Source organism: Streptomyces sp. LS1784, from assembly GCF_020103755.1.
Lineage (GTDB): Bacteria > Actinomycetota > Actinomycetes > Streptomycetales > Streptomycetaceae > Kitasatospora.
The window spans coordinates 1-23,523 of the sequence record NZ_JAHSQD010000082.1 but is presented as its reverse complement, the minus strand read 5'-3'; the positions used below and the strand labels follow the sequence as shown (position 1 = coordinate 23,523).

Annotated in this window: 23 protein-coding genes and 1 pseudogene; 20 read left to right on the top strand and 4 right to left on the bottom strand. The window is 73.5% G+C overall.

From position 1 onward, the window contains the following. Positions 1-790, top strand: a 790-nt coding sequence (locus KS423_RS12985; RefSeq protein ID WP_263454786.1) for a zinc ribbon domain-containing protein, incomplete at its 5' end; no start/stop codon positions are given. Between the two features lie 117 nt (positions 791-907). Beyond that, on the top strand, positions 908-2,962 hold the full coding sequence (locus KS423_RS12980) for a transglycosylase domain-containing protein (RefSeq protein WP_224278532.1): 2,055 nt from the start codon (positions 908-910) through the stop codon (positions 2,960-2,962). A 9-nt stretch (positions 2,963-2,971) separates the two neighbouring features. Here the strand turns inward: KS423_RS12980 and KS423_RS12975 are convergent, their stop codons facing one another. Further along, on the bottom strand, positions 2,972-3,442 hold the full coding sequence (locus KS423_RS12975; protein WP_224278530.1) for a hypothetical protein: 471 nt from the start codon (positions 3,440-3,442) through the stop codon (positions 2,972-2,974). A gap of 300 nt (positions 3,443-3,742) precedes the next feature. Here KS423_RS12975 and KS423_RS12965 point away from each other — a divergent pair, with 300 nt between their 5' ends. Further along, on the top strand, positions 3,743-4,906 hold the full coding sequence (locus KS423_RS12965) for a PP2C family protein-serine/threonine phosphatase (protein WP_224278528.1): 1,164 nt from the start codon (positions 3,743-3,745) through the stop codon (positions 4,904-4,906). Positions 4,907-4,974: 68 nt separating this feature from the next. Here the strand turns inward: KS423_RS12965 and KS423_RS12960 are convergent, their stop codons facing one another. Then, complete coding sequence (locus tag KS423_RS12960) at positions 4,975-5,406, bottom strand: GNAT family N-acetyltransferase (RefSeq protein WP_224278527.1); 432 nt, start codon at positions 5,404-5,406, stop codon at positions 4,975-4,977. 159 nt (positions 5,407-5,565) lie between these two features. On the opposite strand from KS423_RS12960, the gene KS423_RS12955 reads away from it, so the two are divergent. The 15 genes from KS423_RS12955 to hypE all read left to right on the top strand — a co-directional run bounded on the left by KS423_RS12955 (position 5,566) and on the right by hypE (position 20,282). Continuing rightward, the gene (locus tag KS423_RS12955; protein ID WP_224278525.1) at positions 5,566-7,278 is read left to right on the top strand and encodes an enoyl-CoA hydratase-related protein; all 1,713 of its coding nucleotides are present in this window, start codon (positions 5,566-5,568) and stop codon (positions 7,276-7,278) included. 133 nt (positions 7,279-7,411) lie between these two features. Then, complete coding sequence (locus tag KS423_RS12950; RefSeq protein WP_224278523.1) at positions 7,412-8,476, top strand: hydrogenase expression protein HypE; 1,065 nt, start codon at positions 7,412-7,414, stop codon at positions 8,474-8,476. Between the two features lie 119 nt (positions 8,477-8,595). Further along, on the top strand, positions 8,596-10,383 hold the full coding sequence (locus KS423_RS12945; RefSeq protein WP_224278521.1) for a nickel-dependent hydrogenase large subunit: 1,788 nt from the start codon (positions 8,596-8,598) through the stop codon (positions 10,381-10,383). Continuing rightward, entirely contained in the window at positions 10,380-10,847 is a 468-nt protein-coding gene (locus KS423_RS12940) for a thioredoxin (RefSeq protein WP_224278520.1), read from the top strand. Before KS423_RS12945 ends, KS423_RS12940 begins: the two co-directional genes overlap by 4 nt. Then, positions 10,844-11,491 (top strand): DUF5947 family protein, encoded by a 648-nt coding sequence (locus KS423_RS12935; protein WP_224278518.1) that lies wholly within the window; start codon positions 10,844-10,846, stop codon positions 11,489-11,491. Before KS423_RS12940 ends, KS423_RS12935 begins: the two co-directional genes overlap by 4 nt. 73 nt (positions 11,492-11,564) lie before the next feature. Next, positions 11,565-12,209 carry a DUF6084 family protein gene (locus tag KS423_RS12930; RefSeq protein ID WP_224278516.1) on the top strand — a complete coding sequence of 215 codons (645 nt, stop codon included), beginning with the start codon at positions 11,565-11,567 and terminating at the stop codon, positions 12,207-12,209. Continuing rightward, on the top strand, positions 12,206-13,576 hold the full coding sequence (locus KS423_RS12925) for a hypothetical protein (protein WP_224278514.1): 1,371 nt from the start codon (positions 12,206-12,208) through the stop codon (positions 13,574-13,576). Before KS423_RS12930 ends, KS423_RS12925 begins: the two co-directional genes overlap by 4 nt. Beyond that, positions 13,573-14,082 carry a hydrogenase maturation protease gene (locus tag KS423_RS12920; protein ID WP_224278506.1) on the top strand — a complete coding sequence of 170 codons (510 nt, stop codon included), beginning with the start codon at positions 13,573-13,575 and terminating at the stop codon, positions 14,080-14,082. The genes KS423_RS12925 and KS423_RS12920 overlap by 4 nt, the downstream gene beginning before the upstream one ends. Continuing rightward, a complete protein-coding gene (locus KS423_RS48475; protein WP_374119945.1) occupies positions 14,076-14,180 on the top strand; it encodes a hypothetical protein in 105 nt (34 codons plus the stop codon). Before KS423_RS12920 ends, KS423_RS48475 begins: the two co-directional genes overlap by 7 nt. A gap of 116 nt (positions 14,181-14,296) precedes the next feature. Further along, a complete protein-coding gene (locus KS423_RS12915; RefSeq protein WP_224278504.1) occupies positions 14,297-14,677 on the top strand; it encodes a hydrogenase maturation nickel metallochaperone HypA in 381 nt (126 codons plus the stop codon). Positions 14,678-14,682: 5 nt separating this feature from the next. Next, on the top strand, positions 14,683-15,462 hold the full coding sequence (gene hypB / locus KS423_RS12910) for a hydrogenase nickel incorporation protein HypB (RefSeq protein WP_224278502.1): 780 nt from the start codon (positions 14,683-14,685) through the stop codon (positions 15,460-15,462). After that, positions 15,459-17,771, top strand: a complete 2,313-nt coding sequence (gene hypF, locus KS423_RS12905) for a carbamoyltransferase HypF (RefSeq protein WP_224278500.1) — start codon at positions 15,459-15,461, stop codon at positions 17,769-17,771. Before hypB ends, hypF begins: the two co-directional genes overlap by 4 nt. Before the next feature lie 6 nt (positions 17,772-17,777). Further along, positions 17,778-18,083 (top strand): HypC/HybG/HupF family hydrogenase formation chaperone, encoded by a 306-nt coding sequence (locus tag KS423_RS12900; protein WP_224278498.1) that lies wholly within the window; start codon positions 17,778-17,780, stop codon positions 18,081-18,083. Continuing rightward, complete coding sequence (gene hypD / locus KS423_RS12895; RefSeq protein ID WP_224278496.1) at positions 18,080-19,213, top strand: hydrogenase formation protein HypD; 1,134 nt, start codon at positions 18,080-18,082, stop codon at positions 19,211-19,213. The genes KS423_RS12900 and hypD overlap by 4 nt, the downstream gene beginning before the upstream one ends. Continuing rightward, positions 19,206-20,282: a hydrogenase expression/formation protein HypE gene (gene hypE / locus KS423_RS12890; protein WP_308020179.1), complete on the top strand. Its 1,077-nt coding sequence runs from the start codon at positions 19,206-19,208 to the stop codon at positions 20,280-20,282. Before hypD ends, hypE begins: the two co-directional genes overlap by 8 nt. Before the next feature lie 63 nt (positions 20,283-20,345). On the opposite strand, the gene KS423_RS12885 is transcribed toward hypE, so the two are convergent. Beyond that, positions 20,346-21,167, bottom strand: coding sequence for a hypothetical protein (locus KS423_RS12885; RefSeq protein WP_224278494.1), 822 nt, complete (start codon positions 21,165-21,167; stop codon positions 20,346-20,348). Between the two features lie 63 nt (positions 21,168-21,230). Further along, positions 21,231-21,809 (bottom strand): TetR/AcrR family transcriptional regulator, encoded by a 579-nt coding sequence (locus KS423_RS12880; RefSeq protein WP_224278492.1) that lies wholly within the window; start codon positions 21,807-21,809, stop codon positions 21,231-21,233. Positions 21,810-21,907: 98 nt separating this feature from the next. Here KS423_RS12880 and KS423_RS12875 point away from each other — a divergent pair, with 98 nt between their 5' ends. Next, entirely contained in the window at positions 21,908-22,195 is a 288-nt protein-coding gene (locus KS423_RS12875) for an antibiotic biosynthesis monooxygenase (RefSeq protein WP_224278491.1), read from the top strand. Positions 22,196-22,424: 229 nt separating this feature from the next. Next, positions 22,425-23,523 (top strand): annotated as a pseudogene (locus tag KS423_RS12870) (hypothetical protein); the annotation flags it as partial.

The window sequence follows — 23,523 nt, the reverse complement described above, 5'->3', positions numbered from 1 at the left end:
CCCGCAGGCCGACCCGGTGGCCGTCCAGCCCGCCAAGCCCGTCGCACCCCGCCCCGTCAGCCGGCCGACCGAGGCCGCCGAGACCCAGGACGGCCCGCCCTGCCCCCAGTGCGGCACGCCCAACCTGCCCGGGCGGAAGTTCTGCCGCCGCTGCGCCGCACCACTGACCGCCACCGAGGCCGCGCCCGAGCTGCCCTGGTGGCGCACCCGCTGGCCGTTCCGGCGCCGGGTGCGGATCGGCGGCTCGGGCAACGCGCTGCGCCGCACCATCGCGCTGCTCGCACTCATCGCGGTGATCGTCGCCGGGATCCTGCTCTACCCGGCCGGCAAGGACGGCTTCCAGGACGTGCTGGACAAGCTCCGCAGTACCGCGCCGATCACCCCCGCCGCCACTTCGGCGAGCGCCGCCGTCGAGGGCCATCCGGCCACCGCGGCCGACGACGGCCTCAGCAACACCTACTGGGGAGCACCCGCGGTCGGGGACTCCGTCACCTTCTCCTTCCGCACCCCGTTCCGGCTGGTGGACCTGATCATCCACACCGGCGACTCGGTGGACCCGGAGCACTTCCGGCAGCAGGGACGCCCCACCGTCCTCTCCCTGGAGGTCACGGCCAAGGACGGCGAGGTCCACACCCAGCAGATCTCGCTCGACGACCAGCCGGGCCCGCAGACCGTGCCGACCGGGATCAGCGACGTGACACAGGTGAGGCTCACCGTCCGGGAGGCCGCCGGAACCGGCCCCGGCCGCGCCATCGCGCTCGCGGAGGTGGAGTTCTTCAAGCGCACCTGACCCCGCCGCCCGCCACCGGAGGGAACCGATGGTCCCGAACGCGGCGTCCGTCCCGTCGGCGCCGTGGCGGAGCGGTTCCAAGGAGTTCCTCATCTGCGCCGCGTACGGTCACCCGTCATGGCGGAACAGCGGGCGGTGGCGGGCATGCGGAAGCTTGGGCACGGGACGCGGCTGGTCGCGGTGAGCGTGATCGCCGGGGTGGTGGCGGCGGGGATGGTGCTGCCCGCGGTGGCGGCGGTCGGGCTCGGCGCGCAGTCGGCTGCGGACGACTTCCAGAACCTGCCCGACGACTTCAAGACCCCGCCGCTGTCCCAGGCCTCGACCATCCTCGACGCGCAGGGCGGCACGATCGCCACCGTGTACGACCGCGACCGCACGGTGGTCCCGGCGGACCGGATCTCCCCGCTGGTGAAGACCGCGCTGGTGGACATCGAGGACAACCGCTTCTACGAGCACGGCGCGATCGACCTCAAGGGCGTGCTGCGCGCCCTGGACAAGAACGCCTCCTCGGGCACCACCGCCCAGGGCGCGTCCACCCTGACCCAGCAGTACGTGAAGAACGTCTTCGTCGAGGAGGCGGGCAACGACCCGCAGAAGGTCGCGGAGGCGCAGCGGCAGACCGTCGGCCGCAAGATCCAGGAGCTGAAGTATGCGATCAAGGTCGAGGAGACCCTGAGCAAGGACCAGATCCTCACCAACTACCTGAACATCACTTTCTTCGGCGAGCAGGCCTACGGCATCGAGGCGGCCTCCCGGCGCTACTTCGGCGTGCACGCCGCGGACCTCACCCTGCCGCAGGCCGCGCTGCTGGCGGGCCTGGTGCAGTCGCCGACCGGCTACGACCCGACGGTCAACCCGACGGCGGCGAAGGACCGGCGGGACACCGTGCTGCGCAAGATGGCCGAGTACGGTCACATCACCCAGGAGGAGGCCCGGCAGGCCATCGCCTCCCCGCTCGGGCTGAACGTCCAGGCGCCGCAGCAGGGCTGCATCCTGGCCAAGCAGGGCGAGGGGTTCTTCTGCGACTACGTGCGCACCGTGGTGCTCACCGACCCGGCCTTCGGGAAGTCGGCGGCCGAGCGCCAGGCGGTCTGGCAGCGCGGCGGGCTGCAGATCCACACCACGCTCGACCCCGAGGCCCAGGCGGCGCTCCAGGCCTCGGTCACCGGCCACGTCGACGCCGGCGACCAGGCGGCGACCGCGATGAGCATCGTCCAGCCGGGCACCGGGAGGATCCTGGCGATGGGCCAGAGCCGCCCGTACGGCGTCGACGGCAAGCAGCACCAGACCCAGATCAACTACAACGTCGGCAAGGCCATGGGCGGCGGCCTCGGGTTCCCGACCGGTTCGACCTTCAAGCCGGTCGTCGCGGCGGCGGCCCTGGAGAGCGGCATCCCGGCAGACCAGAGCTACACCACCGACTACAGCATCCCCTGGCCGGCCATGACGGACTGCTCGGGCGGCCGGTTCCCCTCCGCCGGGCAGGTGCACAACGACAGCCAGAGCCTCACCGGCCGGTTCGACATGAAGACGGCCATGGCGCAGTCCGTCAACACCTACTTCGCGAAGCTGGAGGCCGACACCGGCCTGTGCACCGTGGCGCGGATGACCGACAAGCTCGGCATCACCCAGCAGGCGGGCGGCGAGAAGCTCCAGGTGGTGCCCTCGATGACGCTCGGCAGCAACGACCTGACCCCGCTGGGGATGGCGGCCGTCTACGCGGCCTTCGCCGCCCACGGCACCTACTGCGCGCCGACCGCCATCGCCTCGGTGACCGGCCCCGACGGCGGGCAGCTCGCGGTGCCGCAGGCGAACTGCTCGGCGGCGATGTCGTCCACCACCGCCGACACGGTCAGCGCGATGCTCAAGGGCGTCGTGGAGGACGGCACCGGCCGGACGGCCGGCCTCACCGGCCGGGACAGCGCGGGCAAGACCGGCACCACCAACGACAGCCGTCAGGTCTGGTTCGTCGGCTACACCCCGGAGATGGCGGGCGCGACCGTGGTCAGCGACACCGACAACCCCAAGCCGCTGGACGGCCAGCGGATCGGCGGCCGGGTGGTCGACCAGGCCTTCGGCGGCACCCTGACCGGCCCGATCTGGCGTGACGCCATGGACGGCGCCCTGGCCGACACCCCGGCCGGAACCTTCACCCCGGTGCAGCTCCCGTAGCGGACCAGCTCAGTAGAGCGCCACCCGGGGCTCGACCGTCCCCTGCAGCGGGGCCGACCCGACCACCGTGACCCGGTAGTGCTCGGTGAGCGTGTGGTTGCCGTGCAGGACGAGCTTGGCCGGGATGAGCTGGGTGTACAGCGTGCCGGTCTGGCTGGCGAGCGGCACGGTGCACCATTGGCCGTCCGGGGAGAGCACGTCGAGCCGGATGCTCGCCGGATCGAGGAAGGGGCCGTTCTCGGGGGACTCGATGAGGATCTGCGGGGCCACCGTCCGGTCCGCCGGGGAGCTGTTGCGGTACGTGACGGTGATCGCCCGCGTCGCGTGGCCGGGCGGCAGCGGGGAGGCGGGCAGTTCCACGAAGTCGATCGGCGGGGTGCCGGCCGCCGCCTGGGCCGGGGCCGTGAGCACGGCCGCCGGCAGGGCGGCGAGGGCCGCGGCCAGTGCCAGGCTCCGACGAGGGGTCTTCCGGGTGCGCATGGCGCCTCCTTCGGTCGGCGGCCGGGTCGCCGGGTGCGCCGACCGGTGGGCAGGTCCGTACGACACCACCCTGCGCCCTCACCCGGAAAGCCGCATGCGGTGGGCCCGCGCCGGGCCAGGGCGCAGCGCCGGGAGCGGCGGTGCGACTGGGCCGAACGTGCGACCGGCGGGGCCACCACGCCGCTGCGCCGCCCTTGCCGGGCCAGGGCGTCTTACCTTGGGCGCAACCTCCGCCCGGCGGCCTCGCCCCGCGCGGAGCACCCGGAACGCCGGGGACGTCGCAAGAAGGGGAGGGACGGCTTGCGGGCGCGTTCCGTGGAGGAGCCGGGGCAGCGGCTGCCGATGCTGATCCGGTACGGCCACCGATCCTGGCTGGTGCCCCTGGCGGTGCTCGCGCTGGTGGTGGGCGTGGACGCGGCCACGCCCGAATCGTTCGCGTCCGTCAGCTGGCTGGCCATGGTCCCGGTGGTCGCCGCCGGGCTCTGCGGGCCGACGGTCACCGTGCTGTTCTCCCTCGCCGCCATCGCCGCCTACCCCGCCCTGGACAGCATCTGGGGCAAGTCCCAGGGGACGGAGGACTTCCTGCTCGTGATCGCCGGGGCCGTCCTCTCGGTGCCGATCAGCATCTTCCGTGCCCGGGCCGCCTCCTACGTCCGCCACCTCCAGGGCACCGCCGAGACCACCCGGCAGGTGGTGCTGCGCCCGGTGCCGCCGGGGTGGGGCGGGGTGGACTCGGCGGCGCGCTACCTGGCCGCGGACGTCGAGGCCCGGGTGGGCGGCGACTTCTACGACGTGCTGGCCACCCCGTTCGGGGCGCGGGTCATCCTCGGCGACGTCCAGGGCAAGGGGCTGCCGGCGGTCGCCACGGCGGCGGCCCTGGTGAGCTGCTTCCGGGAGGCCGCCTTCCACGAGGCAGACCTCGCCACCGTCGCGTCCTGGCTGGAGGAGCGGCTGCACCGGCAGAACCTCCTGGCGGAGCAGTTGGGGGAACGGGAGGAGCGGTTCGCCACGGCGGTGGTCGTCTGGTTCCCAGCCGACGCGCCGGGGGAGGTGGAGGTGGTCAACTTCGGCCACGACAGTCCCCACGTCCTCGGCCCCGCGGGCGTGCGCCGGCTGGCGCCGGGCAACGGGGCCCCGATCGGGCTGGCCCAGCTGGCCGGCGGGCTGCCGGAGGTCCGGCGGCTGCGCCTGGGCGAGGGCGAGACGGTCCTGATCGTCTCGGACGGGGTGACCGAGGCCCGCGACCGGGCGGGTGCCTTCTTCCCCCTGGGCGCCCACCTGGAGCGGCTGGCCGCTCTCCCCGGGGCGATCGACCCCGGGCGCCTGGTCGACGAGGTGGCCGCCGAGGTCGTCCGGCACACCGGTGGCCGGCTGACGGACGACACCGCCCTGCTCGCCGTCCGGAGGCCGCCGGTGGAAGCCCCCGGTACCGGTCAGGCCGGCGGAACGGACCGCGGCCGGTAGGCGACGACGTGGCCGGGCGGGCGGGGCGACGTGGGTGCCGAAGCGGTGCCCGCCGAGCCGTGGGGCCGTCAGCGGCCGCCCATCAGGCGGTACATGCCGATCGAGTCGTGGGTGGCGGTGTCCGCGAAGCCGAACTTCTCGTAGAGGAACCGCGCGGGGCCGTCCGCGATCAGCGAGACGTACGCGGTGGCGGGTGCCCGGCGCTCCAGCTCCTCGGTGAGGGCGGCCATGATGCGCTTGCCGAGGCCGTGGCCCTGGTGCGCGGGGTGGACGCAGATGTCGGTGATCTGGAACGCGGTGCCGCCGTCGCCGATGATCCGCCCCATGCCGATGGGCTCGCCCTCATGGTGGAGGACCACGCCGTACCAGGTGTTGGGGAGGGCGAGCGCAACCGCCTCGGGGGCCTTGTCGGAGAGACCGGCGTCGGTGCGCAGACGGCGGAAGACCTCGACGGTGGGCACGCCGGGGCAGATTTCGTAATGGCCACTGGTCGGTAGCATGTCTTACATGTTACCCATGGCTGCGCCCGCTCGGGTCCGCAGCCCGGCCCCGGCTGCTCGGGTGAACGCGCGGCGCGACATGCCGGACGGGGCGAGAGGCCATGAGGGCGGAGGTGATGATCGCCGGGTTCCCGGAGCATCACCCCGTCGGAGGCGGACATGCGGATTCTTCTCCTCGCCAGCGCGTACAACAGTCTCAGCCAGCGGCTGCACGCCGAACTGCGCGACCGGCGCCACATCGTGGACCTCCAACTGGCCGGTGATGACGAGGAGTTGCTCGATGCGGTGCGCCGCCTGCGGCCCGACCTGGTGCTCGCGCCGATACTGCGCACGGCGATCCCGCGGGAGGTCTGGTCGCGGCTCACCTGCCTGATCGTCCACCCCGGCCCGCCGGGCGACCGCGGCCCGTCCTCCCTCGACCGGGCGATCCAGGAGGGCTGCACCGAGTGGGGCGTCACGGTGCTCCAGGCCGAGGCGGAAATGGACGCCGGGCCGGTCTGGGCCTGGGCGCCCTGCCGGCTGCCGGACTACGGCAAGAGCGACCTGTACCGCAACGAGGTCGGCGACGCGGCGTCGGCGGCCGCACTGCTCGCCGTGGAGCGTTTCGCCTCGGGCACGTACACACCGCAGCCGCAGCCGCAGCCGCAGCCGCAGCCGCAGTCCGGGTCCGGCCGGCACGCCACCGTGCGCACCCGGCCCGTCCTGCGCCAGGAGGAGCGCCGGATCGACTGGGCGGCCGACCCCACCGAGGCGGTGCTGCGCAGGCTCCGCGCGGCGGACTCCCGGCCCGGGGTGCTCGACGAGCTGTGCGGCGGCTCCTGGTACCTGCACGGCGGGCACCGCGAGCCGGTGCTGCGCGGCCGCCCCGGCGAGCTGCTCGCCACCCGGGCGGGTGCCGTGTGCCGGGCCACCTCGGACGGTGCGGTGTGGATTCCCGAACTCCGCCGCCGCACCCCTGGCGGCGCCGCGGGCGTCAAGCTTCCGGCGGCGACGGCGCTCGGAGGCCTGCTGCCGGCCCTGCCGGAGGTGGCGGCGCCGCTGATGCCGAAGGAGGGGGACGGCCCGGTCTGGTCGGACATCCGCTACCGCGAGGACGGCGCGGTGGGCTTCCTGCGCTTCTCCTTCCCGGGCGGCGCCATGTCCACCGGCCACTGCCGCCGACTGCTGGCGGCCTACCGCTTCGCGGTCGCCCGCCCCACCTCGGTGCTGGTGCTCGGCGGGGACCGGGACTTCTTCTCCAACGGCATCCACCTCAACGTGATCGAGGCCGCGGCGGACCCGGCCGTCGAGTCCTGGGACAACATCACCGCGATGGACGAGCTGGTCGACGCGGTGCTCACCACCACCGACCGGCTGGTGGTCGCTGCCGTCGGGGGCAACGCGGCGGCCGGCGGGGTGATGCTGGCGCTGGCCGCGGACGAGGTGTGGTGCCGCCGTGGCTCCGTCCTCAACCCGCACTACCGGCTGATGGGGCTGTACGGGTCGGAGTACTGGACGTACACCCTCCCGCGCAAGGTCGGCGCGGCGGCGGCCGAGCGGCTGACCCGTCAGGCGCTGCCGGTCTCCGCCGCCACCGCCGAGCGGATCGGCCTGGTCGACCGGGTGCTCGCCTGCGGGCCGGAGGAGTTCGGGCCGTCCACGGCCCGCCTGGCCGGGCTGCTCGCCGCCTCGCCCACCACCCAGCATCGGATCGCGGCGAAGAAGGCGGCGCGCGAGGCCGACGAGCGGACGAAGCCGCTCGACGCGTACCGGGAGGAGGAGCTCGCGGTGATGCACCGGCAGTTCTTCACACCCGAATCGCCGTACCACGCGCTGCGTTCCGCGTTCGTCCACAAGCGCCCGGTGCTGACGGGCCCCGCGGCCCGAGCGTGACCCGAACGGCCCTGCCGGGCTTGCCTCCCCTGGGGCCGGATCCCGCCGCGCGGACCGGCGCCCCACCCGGACCGTTGCTATGACTGGCTTTCGAGCCATTCCGTCCGGCTCCCATCCCCGAGGAGGCATCCTCATGGGTGCTGCAACAGCTGCAACAGCCGAAACAACCGACACCGACGTGGTGCACATTCTCTGGATCAACGCCGGCCTCAGCTGCGACGGCGACTCCGTCTCGCTGACCGCCGCGATGCAGCCGAGCATCGAGGAGATCGTCACCGGCGCCCTGCCCGGCCTGCCGAAGGTCGCGGTGCACTGGCCGCTGATCGACTTCGAGTGCGGCCCGGTCCAGGGCGCGGACAACTTCGTCGAGTGGTTCTTCAAGGCCGACCGCGGCGAGATCGAGCCGTTCGTGCTGGTCGTCGAGGGGTCGATCCCCAACGAGAAGATCAAGGAGGAGGGCTACTGGTGCGGCTTCGGCGACGACCCCGCCACCGGCCAGCCCGTCACCACCAGTGAGTGGCTGGACCGGCTCGCCCCCAAGGCGACCGCCGTGGTGGCGATCGGCACCTGCGCCACGTACGGCGGCATCCACGCGATGGCCGGCAATCCGACCGGCGCGATGGGGGTGCCGGACTACCTGGGCTGGGACTGGAAGTCCAAGGCCGGGCTGCCGATCGTCTGCGTGCCGGGCTGCCCGATCCAGCCCGACAACTTCGCCGAGACGCTCACGTACCTGCTGTACCAGCTGGCCGGCTCCGCGCCGATGATCCCGCTGGACGACAAGCTGCGGCCCGCCTGGCTGTTCGGCGCCACCGTGCACGAGGGCTGCGACCGCGGCGGCTACTACGAGCAGGGGCAGTTCGCCACCGACTACGGCACGCCCGAGTGCCTGGTTCGGCTCGGCTGCTGGGGCCCGGTCGTGAAGTGCAACGTCGCCAAGCGCGGCTGGACCAACGGCATCGGCGGCTGCCCGAACGTCGGCGGCATCTGCATCGCCTGCACCATGCCGGGCTTCCCGGACAAGTTCATGCCCTTCATGGACCCGCCGCCCGGCTCGCGCGTCTCCGCCAGCGCCAGCGGCGCGTACGGCTCGCTGATCCGCCGGCTGCGCGGGATCACGCTGAAGACGCTGGACAAGGAACCGAAGTGGCGCCACACCGGCCGCCACCTGACCACGGGCTACCGCCCGCCCTGGTGACGTCGGAGGGCCGCACACCGCCCGGTGTGCGGCCGCCGCCGGCCCCGCCCGCTCGCGGACCCGTTCTCACGGCCCCGCGCACAGACCCCGCTCGCCGAGACAAGGACACGACAGACACGATGGCAACACCGACCACCAGGGCGGCCGGCGACGGCAGCGGCCTGACCGAGATGTCCTGGGACCCGATCACCCGGATCGTGGGAAGCCTGGGCATCCACACGAAGATCGACTTCAAGCAGAAGAGGGTCGCGGAGTGCTACAGCACCTCCTCGGTCTTCCGCGGCTACAGCGTCTTCATGCGGGGCAAGGACCCGCGCGACGCCCACTTCATCACCAGCCGGATCTGCGGGATCTGCGGCGACAACCACGCCACCTGTTCGGTCTACACGCAGAACATGGCGTACGGGGTGAAGCCCCCGCACCTGGGCGAGTGGATCATCAACCTCGGCGAGGCCGCCGAGTACATGTTCGACCACAACATCTTCCAGGAGAACCTGGTCGGGGTCGACTACTGCGAGAAGATGGTCCGCGAGACCAACCCCGGCGTCCTGGAGCAGGCCGAGCGCACCGAGGCCCCGCACGCCGGCGACCACGGGTACAGGACGATCGCCGACATCATGCGCTCGCTCAACCCGATCGAGGGCGAGTTCTACCGCGAGGCGCTCCAGGTCAGCCGGTACACCCGGGAGATGTTCTGCCTGATGGAGGGCCGCCACGTGCACCCCTCCACGCTCTACCCGGGCGGCGTCGGCACGGTCGCGACGGTGCAGCTGTTCACCGACTACCTGACCAGGCTGATGCGCTACGTCGAGTTCATGAAGAAGGTCGTGCCGATGCACGACGACCTCTTCGACTTCTTCTACCAGGCCCTGCCCGGCTACGAGGAGGTCGGCCGGCGACGGGTCCTGCTCGGCTGCTGGGGCAGCCTCAACGACCCCGACCACTGCGACTTCACCTACCGCAACATGACGGACTGGGGCCGACGGATGTTCGTCACCCCCGGCGTCGTGGTGGACGGCAAGCTCGTCACCAACGACCTGACGCAGATCAACCTCGGCATCCGCATCCTGCTCGGCAGCTCCTACTACGAGGACTGGCAGGGCAAGGAGCTGTTCGTCACCCACGACCCGCTGGGCAACCCGGTCGACCCCCGGCACCCGTGGAACCAGCACACCATCCCCGCCCCGCAGAAGCGCAACTTCGACGACAAGTACAGCTGGGTGATGTCCCCGCGCTGGTTCGACGGCACCGAGCACCTCGCCCTCGACACCGGCGGCGGCCCGATCGCCCGCCTGTGGTCCACCGCCCTGTCCGGGCTGGTCGACATCGGCTACGTCAAGGCCACCGGCCACAGCGTGCAGATCAACCTGCCCCGCTCGATGACCAAGCCCGAGGTCACCTTCGAGTGGAAGATCCCGCAGTGGAGCAACGCCATCGAACGCAACCGCGCGCGCACCTACTTCCAGGCCTACGCGGCCGCCGCCGCCCTGCACTTCGCCGAGAAGGCGCTCGACGAGGTCCGCGCCGGGCGCAGCCAGACCTGGGAGCGCTTCGAGGTGCCGGACGAGTCGATCGGCTGCGGTTTCACCGAGGCCGTGCGCGGCGTGCTCTCGCACCACATGGTGATCCGTGACGGAAAGATCGCCAACTACCACCCGTACCCGCCGACCCCGTGGAACGCCAGCGTCCGGGACAGCTACGGCACGCCCGGCCCGTACGAGGACGCCGTGCAGAACACCCCGATCTTCGAGGAGAACCCCCCGGAGACCTTCAAGGGCATCGACATCATGCGCACGGTGCGCAGCTTCGACCCCTGCCTGCCCTGCGGCGTGCACATGTACGTCGGCGGCGGACGCACCGTACAGACCATGCACGTCCCCACCGGCCTGAGCGGGCTCACCGCATGACGGCCGAGCAGACCGGGCTGCGGATCCAGCAGGCGTTGGACGCGCTGGCCGGCAGCGGCGCCGAGCAGGCGGGTGAGCAACTGGCCCGCGAACTCATGGAGTTCTACGGGCAGGGCCTGGCCCGGCTGGTCCCGGCACTGCCCCCGCCCGTTCTGGAGCGGATGCTGGACGACCCGGCCGTCGCCGGGCTGCTGCTCCTGCACGACCTGCACCCCGAGGACCTCCCCACCCGGATCGACCGGGCGCTGGCCGCCCTGCCCGAGCGGGTGGAGGTGGTCGGCTTCGAGCCGGCCACCGGCACCCTGCGGCTGCGCCGGACGGCCACCGGCTGCGGCTGCGGCGAGCAGGAGGTGGCGGCCGCCCTCTCCTGCCACGCACCCGAGGTGACGGCCGTGGAACTGGACCGCGCCCTGCAGCTGCTCCAGATCGGCACCCGCCCGCAGCCGGCCGCGGAGGCGCGATGAACACCCGCCGGATCTCCCGCGACGGGACGGCCCTGCTGCACCGGCTGCGCGAACCGGCCCCGCCGCGCCCCGAGCAGTGCGCGTTCTGCGGCCGGGACCTGCCCGCCGGCCACCGCCACCTGGTGGACATCGAGGACCGCGCCCTGGCCTGCACCTGCACCGCCTGCGGCCTGCTGTTCCAGCAGCCGGCCGCGGCCGGCGGCCGCTACCGCACCGTTCCGGACCGCTACCTCGCCGACCCGGAGCGCGAGTTGGACCAGCAGGCCTGGTCCGAGCTGGGCATCCCGGTCGGTACCGCCTTCCTGTTCCGCAACACCGTGCTGGACCAGCCGCTCGCCTTCTACCCCGGCCCGGCCGGAGCCGCCGAGAGCGAGCTGGACGAGCAGGCCTGGCAGCGCGCCCTCGGCGGCAGCCGTCTGGCCGACGCGCTGGAACCGGACGTGGAGGCACTGCTGCTGCGCCGCACCGAGGAGCGGGTGACGTGCTTCCTGGTGCCGATCGACGTCTGCTACGAGCTGGTCGGCCGACTGCGGCGGTGCTGGCACGGCTTCGACGGCGGCACCGAGGCACGGGCCGAACTCGACGCGTTCTTCGCGCGGCTGGCCGCCCGGGCCCGCCCGCTGCCCGCGGAGGTGACGGTGTGAGCGAACGAAGTGAGCGAACCATCGAAAGGTGCGGGTTGCGCGAAGCGCTCGCCGAGCGCAGCGAGGTGGGCGCATGAGCGAGCTCGGCTTCGCCTGCACCGGCGTGCGGTCCGACCCGTACGCGGCCGGGCCGACCCTGGTGTTCCGGCTGCGGATCACGGCCCCGGCAGAAACCCGGGTGCACGCCCTGGCCCTCCAGTGCCAGCTGCGCATCGAACCGGGCCGCCGGCCGTACGGCGACGGCGAGGGCGAGCGGCTGGCCGACCTGTTCGGCGGGCGGGAGCGCTGGGCGACCACGCTCAACCCGATCCAGTTCGCCACCGTGCCGCTGCTGGTGCCCGGCTTCACCGGGGCGACCGACATCGACCTCGTGGTTCCGTGCACCTACGACCAGGAGGTCGCCTCGGCCCGTTACTTCCGGGCGCTGGACGGCGGCGAGGTGCCGCTGCTGCTGCTCTTCTCCGGCACCGCCTTCGCCGGCCCCGGCGGCTTCCAGGTCAGCCCGGTGCCCTGGGACCGGGAGGCCCGGGTGCGGATGCCGGTGCGGGTCTGGCGGGAGGCGATGGACCGGCACTTCCCCGGCAGCGGCTGGCTGCGGCTGCCGGACGAGGTCATGGACGAGCTGCTGGCCTACCGTTCCCGGCGGGCCCTGCCCTCCTGGGAGGCGACGGTGCGCGAGCTGCTCGCGGCCGCGGCGGTCGAGGAGACGGTCCGGTGAGCGGCTTCCCGGAGCGGATCGAGCGCGGCTTCGCGGCCGCCCGGCAGATCGCCGACGCGGTGCTGCTGGAGGGCTACGTGCTCTACCCGTACCGCGCCTCGGCGGCCAAGAACCGGCTGCGCTGGCAGTTCGGCGTCCTGGTGCCGCCCGACTACACCGAGCAGGGCGGCGAGCACTCCCACCAGCGCACCGAGTGCCTGATGGAGGCACGCGGCGGGGATCTGCTGGCGGTCGAGCTGCGCTTCCTGCGGGTCCAGCGGCGCACCGTCGAACGGGCCACCGCCGCCGGCTTCACGTCCGTGGAGCGGCTGAAGCTCGCCGACCGGGACCTCGTCGAGTGGGACGAGGGCGTCGAGGAGCGGATCGAACTCCTGCTGCCGGTCGAGGAGTTGGCCGGTGAGGGGGTGCAGCGGCCGTTCCGGCTGCCGGGCGTCGGCGAGACCGGGCTGGTGCACGAGGAGGGCACCGTCGTCGGTCGGCTGGTGCGGCGGCGCGAACAGGTCGACGGCCTGGTCTGGCTGCGGGCCGAGGAACTGCCCGGCCCGTACCGGGCGCAGCGGCTGACCGTGGAGGTGGAGAACACCTCCCCCTGGACGCCGTCCCGGGAGGCCACCCGCGAGCAGGCACTGCCGCGCTCGCTGGTCTCCGCCCACCTGCTGCTCGGGCTGGAGCACGGCCGCTTCCTGTCCGTCACCGACCCGCCCGAGTGGGCCCGCCCCGCCGCCGAGCGGTGCCGCAACGAGCGCACCTGGCCGGTGCTGGTCGGTCCGGACGGCGATCGCGGGGTGCTGCTGTCCTCGCCGATCATCCTGGAGGATCACCCGCGGATCGCCCCGGAGAGCCTCGGCACCCTGTACGACGCCACCGAGATCGACGAGATCCTGGCGCTGCGGACGGCGGCCCTGACCGAGGAGGAGAAGCGGGAGGCCCGCGGCACCGACGAGCGGGCCGGCGCGGTGATCGACCTGGCCGAGTCCATGCCGCCCGAGGTGCTGGAGCGGCTGCACGGGGCGATCCGCGGGCTGCGCGCGGTCACCGAGGGCGGCGCGGACCGGCCGGAACAGCCCTGGTGGGACCCGGGCGACGACCCGGAGGTCGACCCCGAGCGGGACCGGGTGCTGATCGACGGCCGCGAGGTCGGCGCCGGCAGCCGGGTGGTCCTGCGGCCCGGACGGCGGCGCACCGACGCCCAGGACCTCTTCCTGGACGGGCGGACCGGCGTCGTGGAGGCGGTGCTGCACGACCTCGACGGCTCGGTGCACCTGGCCGTCACGGTGGAGGACGACCCGGGCGCCGACCTGTGGCGGGCCCAGGGGCGCTTCCGGTACTTCCAGCCCGACGAGGTCACGCCGCTGGAGGAGTCATGACGGACCGGACGGTGCTGGTCGCCGGGGTCGGCAACATCTTCCTCGGCGACGACGGCTTCGGGGTCGAGACCGTCCGCAGGCTGTCCGCCCACCCGCTGCCGGCGGGCGTCGAGGTGGTCGACGTCGGCGTGCGCGGCGTGGACCTCGCGTACCGGCTGCTCGACGGCTACCGCACCGCCGTCCTGGTGGACGCCACCTGCCGGGGCGGGACACCCGGCACCGTCTACCTGATCGAGGCGGACGTCGAACAGCCGCTGGAGGTGCCGGTCCTGGACGGCCACCGGATGGGGCCGGACGCCGTACTGGCGCTGCTCGCCACGCTCGCCGCCGGCACCGGCACAGAGCCGCCCGGCCGGGTGCTGGTGGTCGGCTGCGAGCCGGCCTCGCTGGAGGAGGGCATCGGGCTGAGCGAGCCCGTAGCCGCCGCCCTGGAGGAGGCGGTCCGAGTGGTCCTGCGCGTCGTGGAAGAGGCCGCGCAGCCGGAGAAGGAGACAACACCATGCTGAGGAAACTGTTCTGCGTCGCCCTGTTGGCAGGGATCGGCGCACTGGTCTGGCAGAGCCTGCCGGACATCAGGCGGTACCTGCACATCTCCCGGATGTGAGGCGCGGATTGCTGCGAACGGTGCAGCCCCGCAGGCGGTGGCGGCGCGGCTTCGGGCCGACGCCGCCACCCCGCCCTGTAATGGGGCGCGTTGCCGCCCGCGCCGGGAAGGGACCCATGCACGAGATGTCGATCGCCGAAGCCGTCGTCGAGCAGGTGGACGCGGCCGCGCGCGAACACCGGGCCCCCGGGGTGGCGCGGGTCCGCCTGCGGGTCGGCGAGTTGGCCGGCGTGGTGCCCGAGGCCCTCGACTTCTGCTTCGAACTGGCCTGCGCCGGAACGCTGGTGGCGGGCGCGGTGCTGGACACCGAGTCCGTCGCGGCCCGGGCCCGCTGCACCCCTTGCGCGGTCGAGTGGGCGGTCGGCATGCCGCCGGACCTCGGCTGCCCGAGCTGCTCCGGAGGCGGCGGCGTGGAGCTGCTGTCCGGACGTGAGCTTCAGATCCTCGGCGTCGAGTGGGCCGAGCGCCCGGACGTCCGGGCCGAACAGAAAGGCTGATGCCGATGTGCCGCACGGTCGACCTCCGTCAGGCGGTCCTCGCCCGCAACGACGACAGCGCCCGCCGGCTGCGGGCGGCGCTGGCCGAGCGGGGGACGGTCGCGGTGAACCTGCTGTCCAGCCCCGGCAGCGGAAAGACCGCACTGCTGGAAGCCGAGTTGGGGCTGGCCCGGCGGCGCGGGGTCGCGGTCGCCGCGCTGACCGCCGACCTCGCCACCGAGAACGACGCGCGCAGGCTGGCCCGCTCGGGCGCTCCGGTGAAGCAGGTGCTCACCGACGGGCTCTGCCACCTGGAGGCGCGGATGCTCACCGGGCACCTGGACGGGTGGCTGCCGGGGGAGTGCCGGCTGCTGTTCGTGGAGAACGTCGGCAACCTGGTCTGCCCGGCCTCCTACGACCTCGGCGAGACGCTCCGGGTGGTGCTGGCCTCGGTCACCGAGGGCGAGGACAAGCCGCTCAAGTACCCGACGGCCTTCGGGCTGGCCAACCTGGTGCTGGTGACCAAGGCGGACCTCGCCGAGGCGGCCGAGTTCGACGAGGCGGCGTTCCTGGCCAACGTCCAGCGGGTCAATCCCGGGGTGGAGGTGCTGAACACCTCGGCCCGGACGGGCGAGGGCGTCGGGGTGCTGCTGGACCGGGCGCTGGCCGTGCTGGACGGGGCGGAGCCCCATCGGCCGGTGATGTCGGCGGCGGTGCCGCACGGGCACGACCACGAGCACGACCACGACCACGACCACGAGCACGCGTACGGCCACGGGCACTCCGCTGTGGGGGAGAGCGCGTGACGGCCGGTCACCCGGGGCTCGACCGCGAGCGGCGGCAGGTCGCCGTCCGCGGCCTGGTGCAGGGGGTCGGCTTCCGGCCGTTCGTCCACACGCTGGCGGGTGAACTCGGGCTGGCCGGCACCGTCACCAACACCGGCGAGGGCGTCCTGGTCGAGGTCGAGGGCAGCCGCGACGCCCTGGACGCCTTCTGCCGGCGGGTGGCCGGCGACGCGCCGCCGCTCGCCCGGGTGGACTCGGTGGAGCACGCGCCGCTCGCCGCCACCGGCGCCACCGGCTTCCGCATCGCCCCGTCCCGCCCCGGCGGCCCCCGCACCACCCTGATCCCGCCCGACACCGCGGTCTGCGCCGACTGCCTGGCCGAACTCGCCGACCCGGCCGACCGCCGCCACCGGCACCCCTTCATCAGCTGCACCAACTGCGGCCCCCGGCACACCATCGTCACCGGCCTGCCGTACGACCGGGCCAACACCACCATGGCCGGCTTCCCGATGTGCCCGGACTGTGCCCGGGAGTACACGGACCCGGCCGACCGCCGGTTCCACGCCCAGCCCGTCGCCTGCCACGCCTGCGGGCCCAGGCTGGCGCTGACCGTGCCCGGGCGCCCCGAACTCGGCGGGGAGCAGGCCCTGACGGAGGCCCGGCGGTTGCTGGCCGGCGGCGCGGTCCTCGCCGTCAAGGGCATCGGCGGCTACCACCTCGCCTGCGACGCGCGCGACGCCTCGGCCGTCGCCCTGCTGCGCCGGCGCAAGCGGCGCGGCGACAAGCCCTTCGCCGTGATGGCCCGCGACCTCGCCACCGTCGAGGGCCTGCTGCCGGTCGACCCGGTCGAGCGGGAACTGCTCACCGGGCCGGTACGGCCGATCGTCCTGCTCCGCCGCACGGGCCTCCCGGTGCCCGAGGCGGTGGCCCCGGGCAGCCCCGACCTCGGGGTGATGCTCCCGTACACGCCGCTGCACCACCTGCTGCTCGCCGCCCCCGGACCGGACCTGCTGGTGATGACCAGCGCCAACCTCTCCGGCGAGCCCATCGTCACCGAGGACCGGGAGGCGCTGGACCGCCTCGCCCCGCTGGTCGACGGCTGGCTCACCCACGACCGGCCGATCCACGTCCCGTGCGAGGACTCGGTGGTGCGGGTGGTGGACGGCGAACAGCTGCCGCTGCGCCGCTCGCGCGGGTACACGCCGCTGCCGATTCCGCTGCCGGTGCCCGTCCGCCCGGCGCTGGCGGTCGGCGGCGACCTGAAGAACACCTTCGCGCTGGCCCGGGACGGCTACGCCTGGCTGTCCGGCCACATCGGCGACATGGACGACCTGGCCACGCTGCGGGCCTTCGACCGGGCGGTGGAGCAGCTCGGCACGGTCAGCGGGGTGCGGCCCGAACTGCTGGTCACCGACCGGCACCCCGGCTACCGCTCGGTCGGGCACGCCGAGCGGACCGCCGCCGGCCGTCCGGTGCACCGGGTGCAGCACCACCACGCCCACATCGCCGCGGTGATGGCCGAACACGGGCTGGACGGCGGGCGGCCGGTGCTCGGCGTGGCCTTCGACGGCACCGGCTTCGGCGAGGACGGCGCGATCTGGGGCGGCGAGGTGCTGCTGGCCGACTACGACGGGTTCCGCCGCCTGGCCCACCTCCGGTACGTGCCGCTGCCGGGCGGGGACGCGGCCGTCGAGCGCCCGTACCGGACGGCGCTCGCCCACCTGCGCGCGGCCGGGCTCGCCTGGCTGCCCGGACTCCCATCGGTCCTGGCCTCCGACGCGGAGGAACTGCGGCTACTGGATCGTCAGTTGGAACGCGGACTGAACTGTGTGCCGACCTCCGGCATGGGGCGGCTTTTTGATGCCGTGTCCTCGCTCGCCGGGGTCTGCCACCGGGCCGGGTACGAGGCCCAGGCCGCGATCGAACTGGAGGCGGCGGCCTGCGAGTTCGGCCGGGCGGACGGCTACGGGTTCGGCCTGTCGGCGCGGGCGGACGGCTGGATCGCCGACCCCGGGCCGGTACTGGCCGCCGTGGTGGCCGACGTGACCGCGGGCGCCCCCGCCGGGCTGGTCGCCGCCCGCTTCCACGGTGCGGTGGCCGACCTCGTCCGGCGGATCTGCGTGGCCGTCCGGGAACGGTACGGCACCACCACCGTGGCGCTCAGCGGCGGAGTCTTCGCCAATGCGCTGCTCTCCTCGGCCTGCGCGAGCGGTCTCGGGGAGGACGGCTTCACCGTGCTGCGGCACCGCCGGGTGCCGCCCAACGACGGAGGGCTGGCGCTCGGCCAGCTGATGGTGGCCGCCCGGTCGTCGGCCACCCGGGAGGAGTGAGAGCGGATGTGCCTGGCGGTGCCCGGCAGGGTGACGGAGATCGGGGAGCGGGACGGGACCAGGATGGCGGTGATGGACTTCGGCGGCGTGGTCAAGGACGTGTGCCTGGAGTACCTGCCCGACCTGGCGGTGGGGGAGTACGCGATCGTCCACGTGGGCTTCGCGCTGCAGCGCCTGGACGAGGAGTCGGCCCGCCGCACCCTCGCCCTCTTCGAGGAACTCGGGCTGTTGCAGGAGGAGTTCGGTGACCCGTGGGAGGCGGCGGGGGCGGCGGCGGGAGCAGTGGGCGAGACCGAGGAGGCCGGACGGTGAAGTACCTGGAGGAGTTCCGCAACCCCGAGCTGGCGGCCGGGCTGCTCGCCGACATCAGGAGCACGGTCACCCGGCCGTGGGCGCTGATGGAGGTCTGCGGAGGCCAGACGCACAGCATCATCCGGCACGCCATCGACCAACTCATTCCGGAAGGCGTCGAGTTGATCCACGGGCCGGGTTGCCCGGTGTGCGTCACCCCGCTGGAGGTGATCGACCGGGCGCTGGCGATCGCCGCCCGGCCGGGCGTGGTCTTCTGCTCCTTCGGGGACATGCTGCGGGTGCCCGGCACCGACCGCGACCTGTTCCGGGTCCGCGGCGAGGGCGGCGACGTCCGGGTGGTGTACTCGCCGCTCGACGCGCTGCGGATCGCCCGGGAGAACCCGGACCGGGAGGTGGTCTTCTTCGGCATCGGCTTCGAGACCACCGCCCCGCCGAACGCCATGGCCGTCCACCTGGCCAGGAAGCAGGGGCTGCGCAATTTCAGCATGCTGGTCTCGCACGTCCGGGTGCCGCCCGCGATCGAGGCGATCATGGACTCACCGGACTGCCGGGTCCAGGGCTTCCTCGCCGCCGGGCACGTGTGCAGCGTGATGGGCACCGCCGAGTACCCGGCGCTGGCGGAACGCCACCGGGTGCCGATCGTCGTCACCGGCTTCGAACCCCTGGACATCCTGGAGGGCATCCGGCGTACCGTACGGCAACTGGAGCGCGGGGAGCACACCGTCGACAACGCCTACCCGCGGGCCGTCCGCCCCGAGGGCAACCCGGCGGCCCGGGCCATGCTGGAGGACGTCTTCGAAGTGGCCGACCGCCCCTGGCGGGGCATCGGCGTGATCCCGCGCAGCGGCTGGCGGCTCTCGCCGCGCTACCGGGACCACGACGCCGAGCACCGCTTCGACGTCGCGGGGATCACCACCCGCGAACCCGCCGAGTGCCGCAGCGGCGAGGTGCTCCAGGGGCTGCTGAAGCCCCACCAGTGCGAGGCCTTCGGCACGGCCTGCACACCGCGCACGCCGCTCGGCGCCACGATGGTGTCCAGTGAGGGGGCCTGCGCGGCGTACTACCTGTACCGGCGGCTGGGCGTGCCGGGCAACTCCGCCGTTCCCCAGGAGGCGAGTCGCGTTGGCTGACACCGAACTGCTCACCGACCGGGCCGACTTCTCCGGCTGGAGCTGCCCGCTGCCGTTGCGCGACCACCCCCGGGTGGTGATGGGCCACGGCGGCGGCGGGGCGATGTCCGCCGAACTGGTGCAGAACCTCTTCGCGCCGGCCTTCGGCGGCCCGGTGCTCGCCGGGCTCGGCGACTCCGCGGTGCTGGAGCTGGGCGGCGCCCGGCTCGCCTTCTCCACCGATTCCTACGTGGTGCGGCCGCTGTTCTTCCCCGGCGGCTGCATCGGCGACCTCGCGGTCAACGGCACGGTCAACGACCTCGCCATGAGCGGGGCCCGGGCGGCCTACCTGTCCTGCGGCTTCATCCTGGAGGAGGGGGTGGAGATGGCCGTGGTGGACCGGGTCGCCCGGGCGCTCGGCGCCGCCGCCCGCACCGCCGGGGTCGAGATCGCCACCGGGGACACCAAGGTGGTCGAGGCCGGGCACGGGGACGGGGTCTACCTGAACACCGCCGGCATCGGGCTCGTCCCGGCCGGGGTCGACATCCGGCCGCAGCGCGCCCGCCCCGGCGACGTGGTGATCGTCAGCGGGCCGATCGGCCTGCACGGCGTGGCGATCATGAGCGTCCGGGAGGGCCTGGAGTTCGGCGTCGAGGTGCGCAGCGACAGCGCGGCCCTCGGCGGCCTGGTCGAGGCCATGCTCGCGGCCACTGCCGACCTGCACGTGCTGCGCGACCCCACCCGGGGCGGCCTGGCGGCGGCACTCAACGAGATCGCGGCCGCGGCCGGGGTGGGCGTCGTGCTCAGCGAACGCGCCGTCCCCGTGCCGGAACCGGTGGCCAACGCCTGCGCGGTGCTGGGCCTGGACCCGATGTACATCGCCAACGAGGGCAGGCTCGTCGCCTTCGTCCCGCGCGCTTCGGCGGACGCGGTGCTCGCCGCGATGCGCGCCCACCCGCTCGGCGCGGAGGCGGTGGTGATCGGCGAGTGCGTCGAGGAGCACCCGGGGATGGTCGTCGCCCGCACCGGCTTCGGCGGCACCCGGGTGGTCGACCTGCCGATGGGCGAGCAGCTGCCGCGGATCTGCTGACGCCGCGTGCGCCGCCGTCCCGGGAGAAGCTTCCCGGGGCGGCGGCGCGGCGCACCTGTGGGGTCAGCCCAGGAAGCGGCGCAGCGAATTCGACAGGGCCTTCACGAAGCCGTCCCGGACCTCGTCGGCGACGAGGTCGAGGGACAGGTAGGGGTTGAGGTCCTCCAGCTCGACCAGGAGCAGGCGCCCGTCCGGCGCCCGGCAGGCGTCCACCCGCTGGATGCCGTGGTCGAGCGTGTTCCAGTCGACGAAGCCCCGCGCGAACTCCAGGTCGGCCGCGCTCGGCTCGTACGGCTCCAGCACCCAGCGCCGGGCCGGGTCGGGCGCGTGGAGGGCGTACTGGAAGGCGTCGTCCACGAAGTAGAACGAGACCTCGTACCGGAAGTCGATCCGCGGCTGGACGAGCACCTCGCCCCATTCGAGACCGTCCAGCTCGTCGCGGGTGAGGAAGCGCAGGCCGATGCTGTCGGCGCCTTCCACGGGCTTGACCGCGTAGCGGTCGGCGGCGGGCAGCCGGTCGAGGTCCTGTGGCCGGTCGACGGTGGGGATGACGGGGTGGCCCGCCTCGGTCAGGTCCAGCAGGTACCGCTTCCCGGCCATGTCGCCCCGTCCGGTCAGCGGGTTGTAGACCCGCACGCCGTCGGCCAGCGCCCGGGCGCGGAAGCGGGCGTACTCCTCCCGGTAGTGCAGCACCGGCCCGCTGTTGCGCACCACGACCGCGTCGAAGCGCCCCATCAGGGCCCGGGCGTCGAGCGGGTGGCACAGCGCCAGGTCGAACCACTCCCGCAGCCGGGAGGTGAGGAGGACGTCCTCGTCGCCGTAGCGCCGCCCGCGTGCCGGGTAGGCCAGGTCGGTCACGTACAGCAGGCTGGGCCGGTCGGGCACGGGCACTCCCTCGGTCGGTGGCGGGGGAGCGAATCTACCGGGCCGCTCAGCCTGGCGCGTCCATCAGGGCGCAGACTGGGCGGGGTCGTGGGGCGGGCGGGCGAGGATGAGGTCGCCGGCGCGGTCGAGGACCTCGGCGCGGGTGCGGCCGGGGTGGTCGGCGGCGAGGAAGTGGTTGCCGATGGCCACGCAGAAGGCCAGCAGGCTGCGGGCCTCGATCTCGTCCGGGTCGGCGCAGACGGTGCCGATGGCCGCGCGCAGCAGGTCCATGCGGGTGTTGTCCACGCGGCGCAGGCGTTCGGCGACGGCCTGGTCGCGGCGGGCCCAGTCGCGGATGGCCAGGTCGATGGGGCGCAGGCGGTCGGAGAAGGTGAGCTTCCCGGCCAGGCGGGCCTTGTCCCTGGTGTCTGTGCCCTCGTGCTCGATCCGGTCGAGGACGTCGTCGGTCGCCTCTCGCTCCCAGGTGTCCAGCATTTCCGTCAGCAGTGCGTCGCGGTCGGCGAAGTAGCCGTAGAACCCGCCTTTGGTCACGCCGAGGGATTTGGCCAGGGCCTCGACGCGCACGGCGTCCACGCCGCCTGAGGCCAGCGCCCGCAGACCTTCCTCGACCCACTTCTCGCGTGGTGTGCGCAACGCGCCCATGGTGTGACCCGCCTCACAATCGCACCCGTTGTACGTAGCCGTACAACGGGTCTAGCCTCTCGTTATACGCAATCGTATAACGCATAGGGGGCACCGTCATGCCGTTCGGTTTCGTCGCGTTCCACTACCCGAAGCCCGAGTACGTCGAGGAGTTCGTCGGCCGCTGCCACCAGGTCCGCGAGGTGCTGGCCGCGCAGTCGGGGTTCCTGCGTGCCGAGGTCTGGGTCACTTCCGAGGGCGACGCCGTCGTCACCACCGGCGAGTTCGAGTCCCCGCAGGCGTTCCAGGCGGCGTTCGCCACCGTGGCTCGCGAGTCGGGTGCTGCGGTCGCGTTCGATGAGCGAGAGGTCAAGCCCCGTCAGGTTCACACCCTGCTGTCACGGTGACGGGGGCGGGCTGTGACGGCCGGCGGTGGACTCTGAACCAAGCGGGAGTGGACCGCCGGGTACTGACCTCCACCACCGGCGGACGGGACCAGTCGGCCCGGGGTGCGTCCCTGGGCCGACTGGTCCCGTCCCGTACCCGCGCGATGTCGAGCCCCGGAGCCCGCCCGCGGGGCTGTCGGTGCGCCCCGCTAGGTTTCCGATCATCAGCCGAACCGGGTGGAGGGGCACCGTGACCGACCGTACGAGCGAGACGATCAGCTGGGACGAGGTGCGCGCACTCATCGCCGACCGGATCCCTCAGGGGGTGATCGACCGGCTCTCCCCGCTGCCCGCCGGCGAACTGCGCCACCTGCGCACGCCGTTGCGCAGGCTCCGCACCGAGCTGGCGCGCGAGCTCTCCTCGGACGACACCCACCGTTACGTCGCCGCGTACGACCAGCTCGCCGCCCTGCAGTTCGCCGGCATCCTCTGCGCCGCCACCCCGGCCGAGGCCCACGACTGGCTGACCGCCCGCCGCCTCCTCGACATCACCTGGCCGCTGCCCGGCGGCGGCTCCACCACCCCCGATCCCCACACCCTCCTGCTGGCGCTGCTCCGGCCGCACCGCGACGCGGCGTTCCACCGCGAACTCGCGGTCCGGCTCGCCGAGTGGCTGCCCGCACGCGGCGACGGCGCCCGCTGGTTCATCGCCCACGGCCTGACCGTCTGGTCCGGCGCCGAACCGCCCGCCACCGACGGCTACGTGACCGGCTGGATGCGCCAAGGCAGCCTGATGCGCTACCACCACCGCGAGATCGGGGAGTGGTTCGCCGACCAAGGCCTGCGCGAGCCGGTGCCGCACCACGACACCCTGCTCTCCTGGCTCCGGGCCCAGCCCCGGCTCGCCGAGTTCGTCCGACGGCTCTTCGAAGTCCCGAACACCGGAACCGAGTTCGCCGACCCGTACGCCGCCCGCTCCGGACCGGACAACGCGTGGCCCACGGCCCTCACCGCCCTGGCGACCGAGGGCCTGCTCGACCGCGCCGAACTGATCGACCTCTGCCTCGGCCGCCTCCTGCGCGGCGACCCACCCGGCAACCTGCGCGGATTCCTCCACCTGTACGCGGCGCTGGCACCCGACGCCGAGGAGGTCCTCGCCCGCGCCCGCGACCACGTCAGGCTGGCCGCCGACGGCGCGCCGGGCGCGGCGAAGGCCGCCCAGACGGCGCTGCGAACCGTGGACGCGCGGCTGCCCGCCGAGTTGTTCACCGACCTCACGGCCGCGGTGCTGGCCCGCCCGGAGAAGGCACTCGCCACAGCCCAGCTGAGCCGGGCCGACGCCGCGCTGC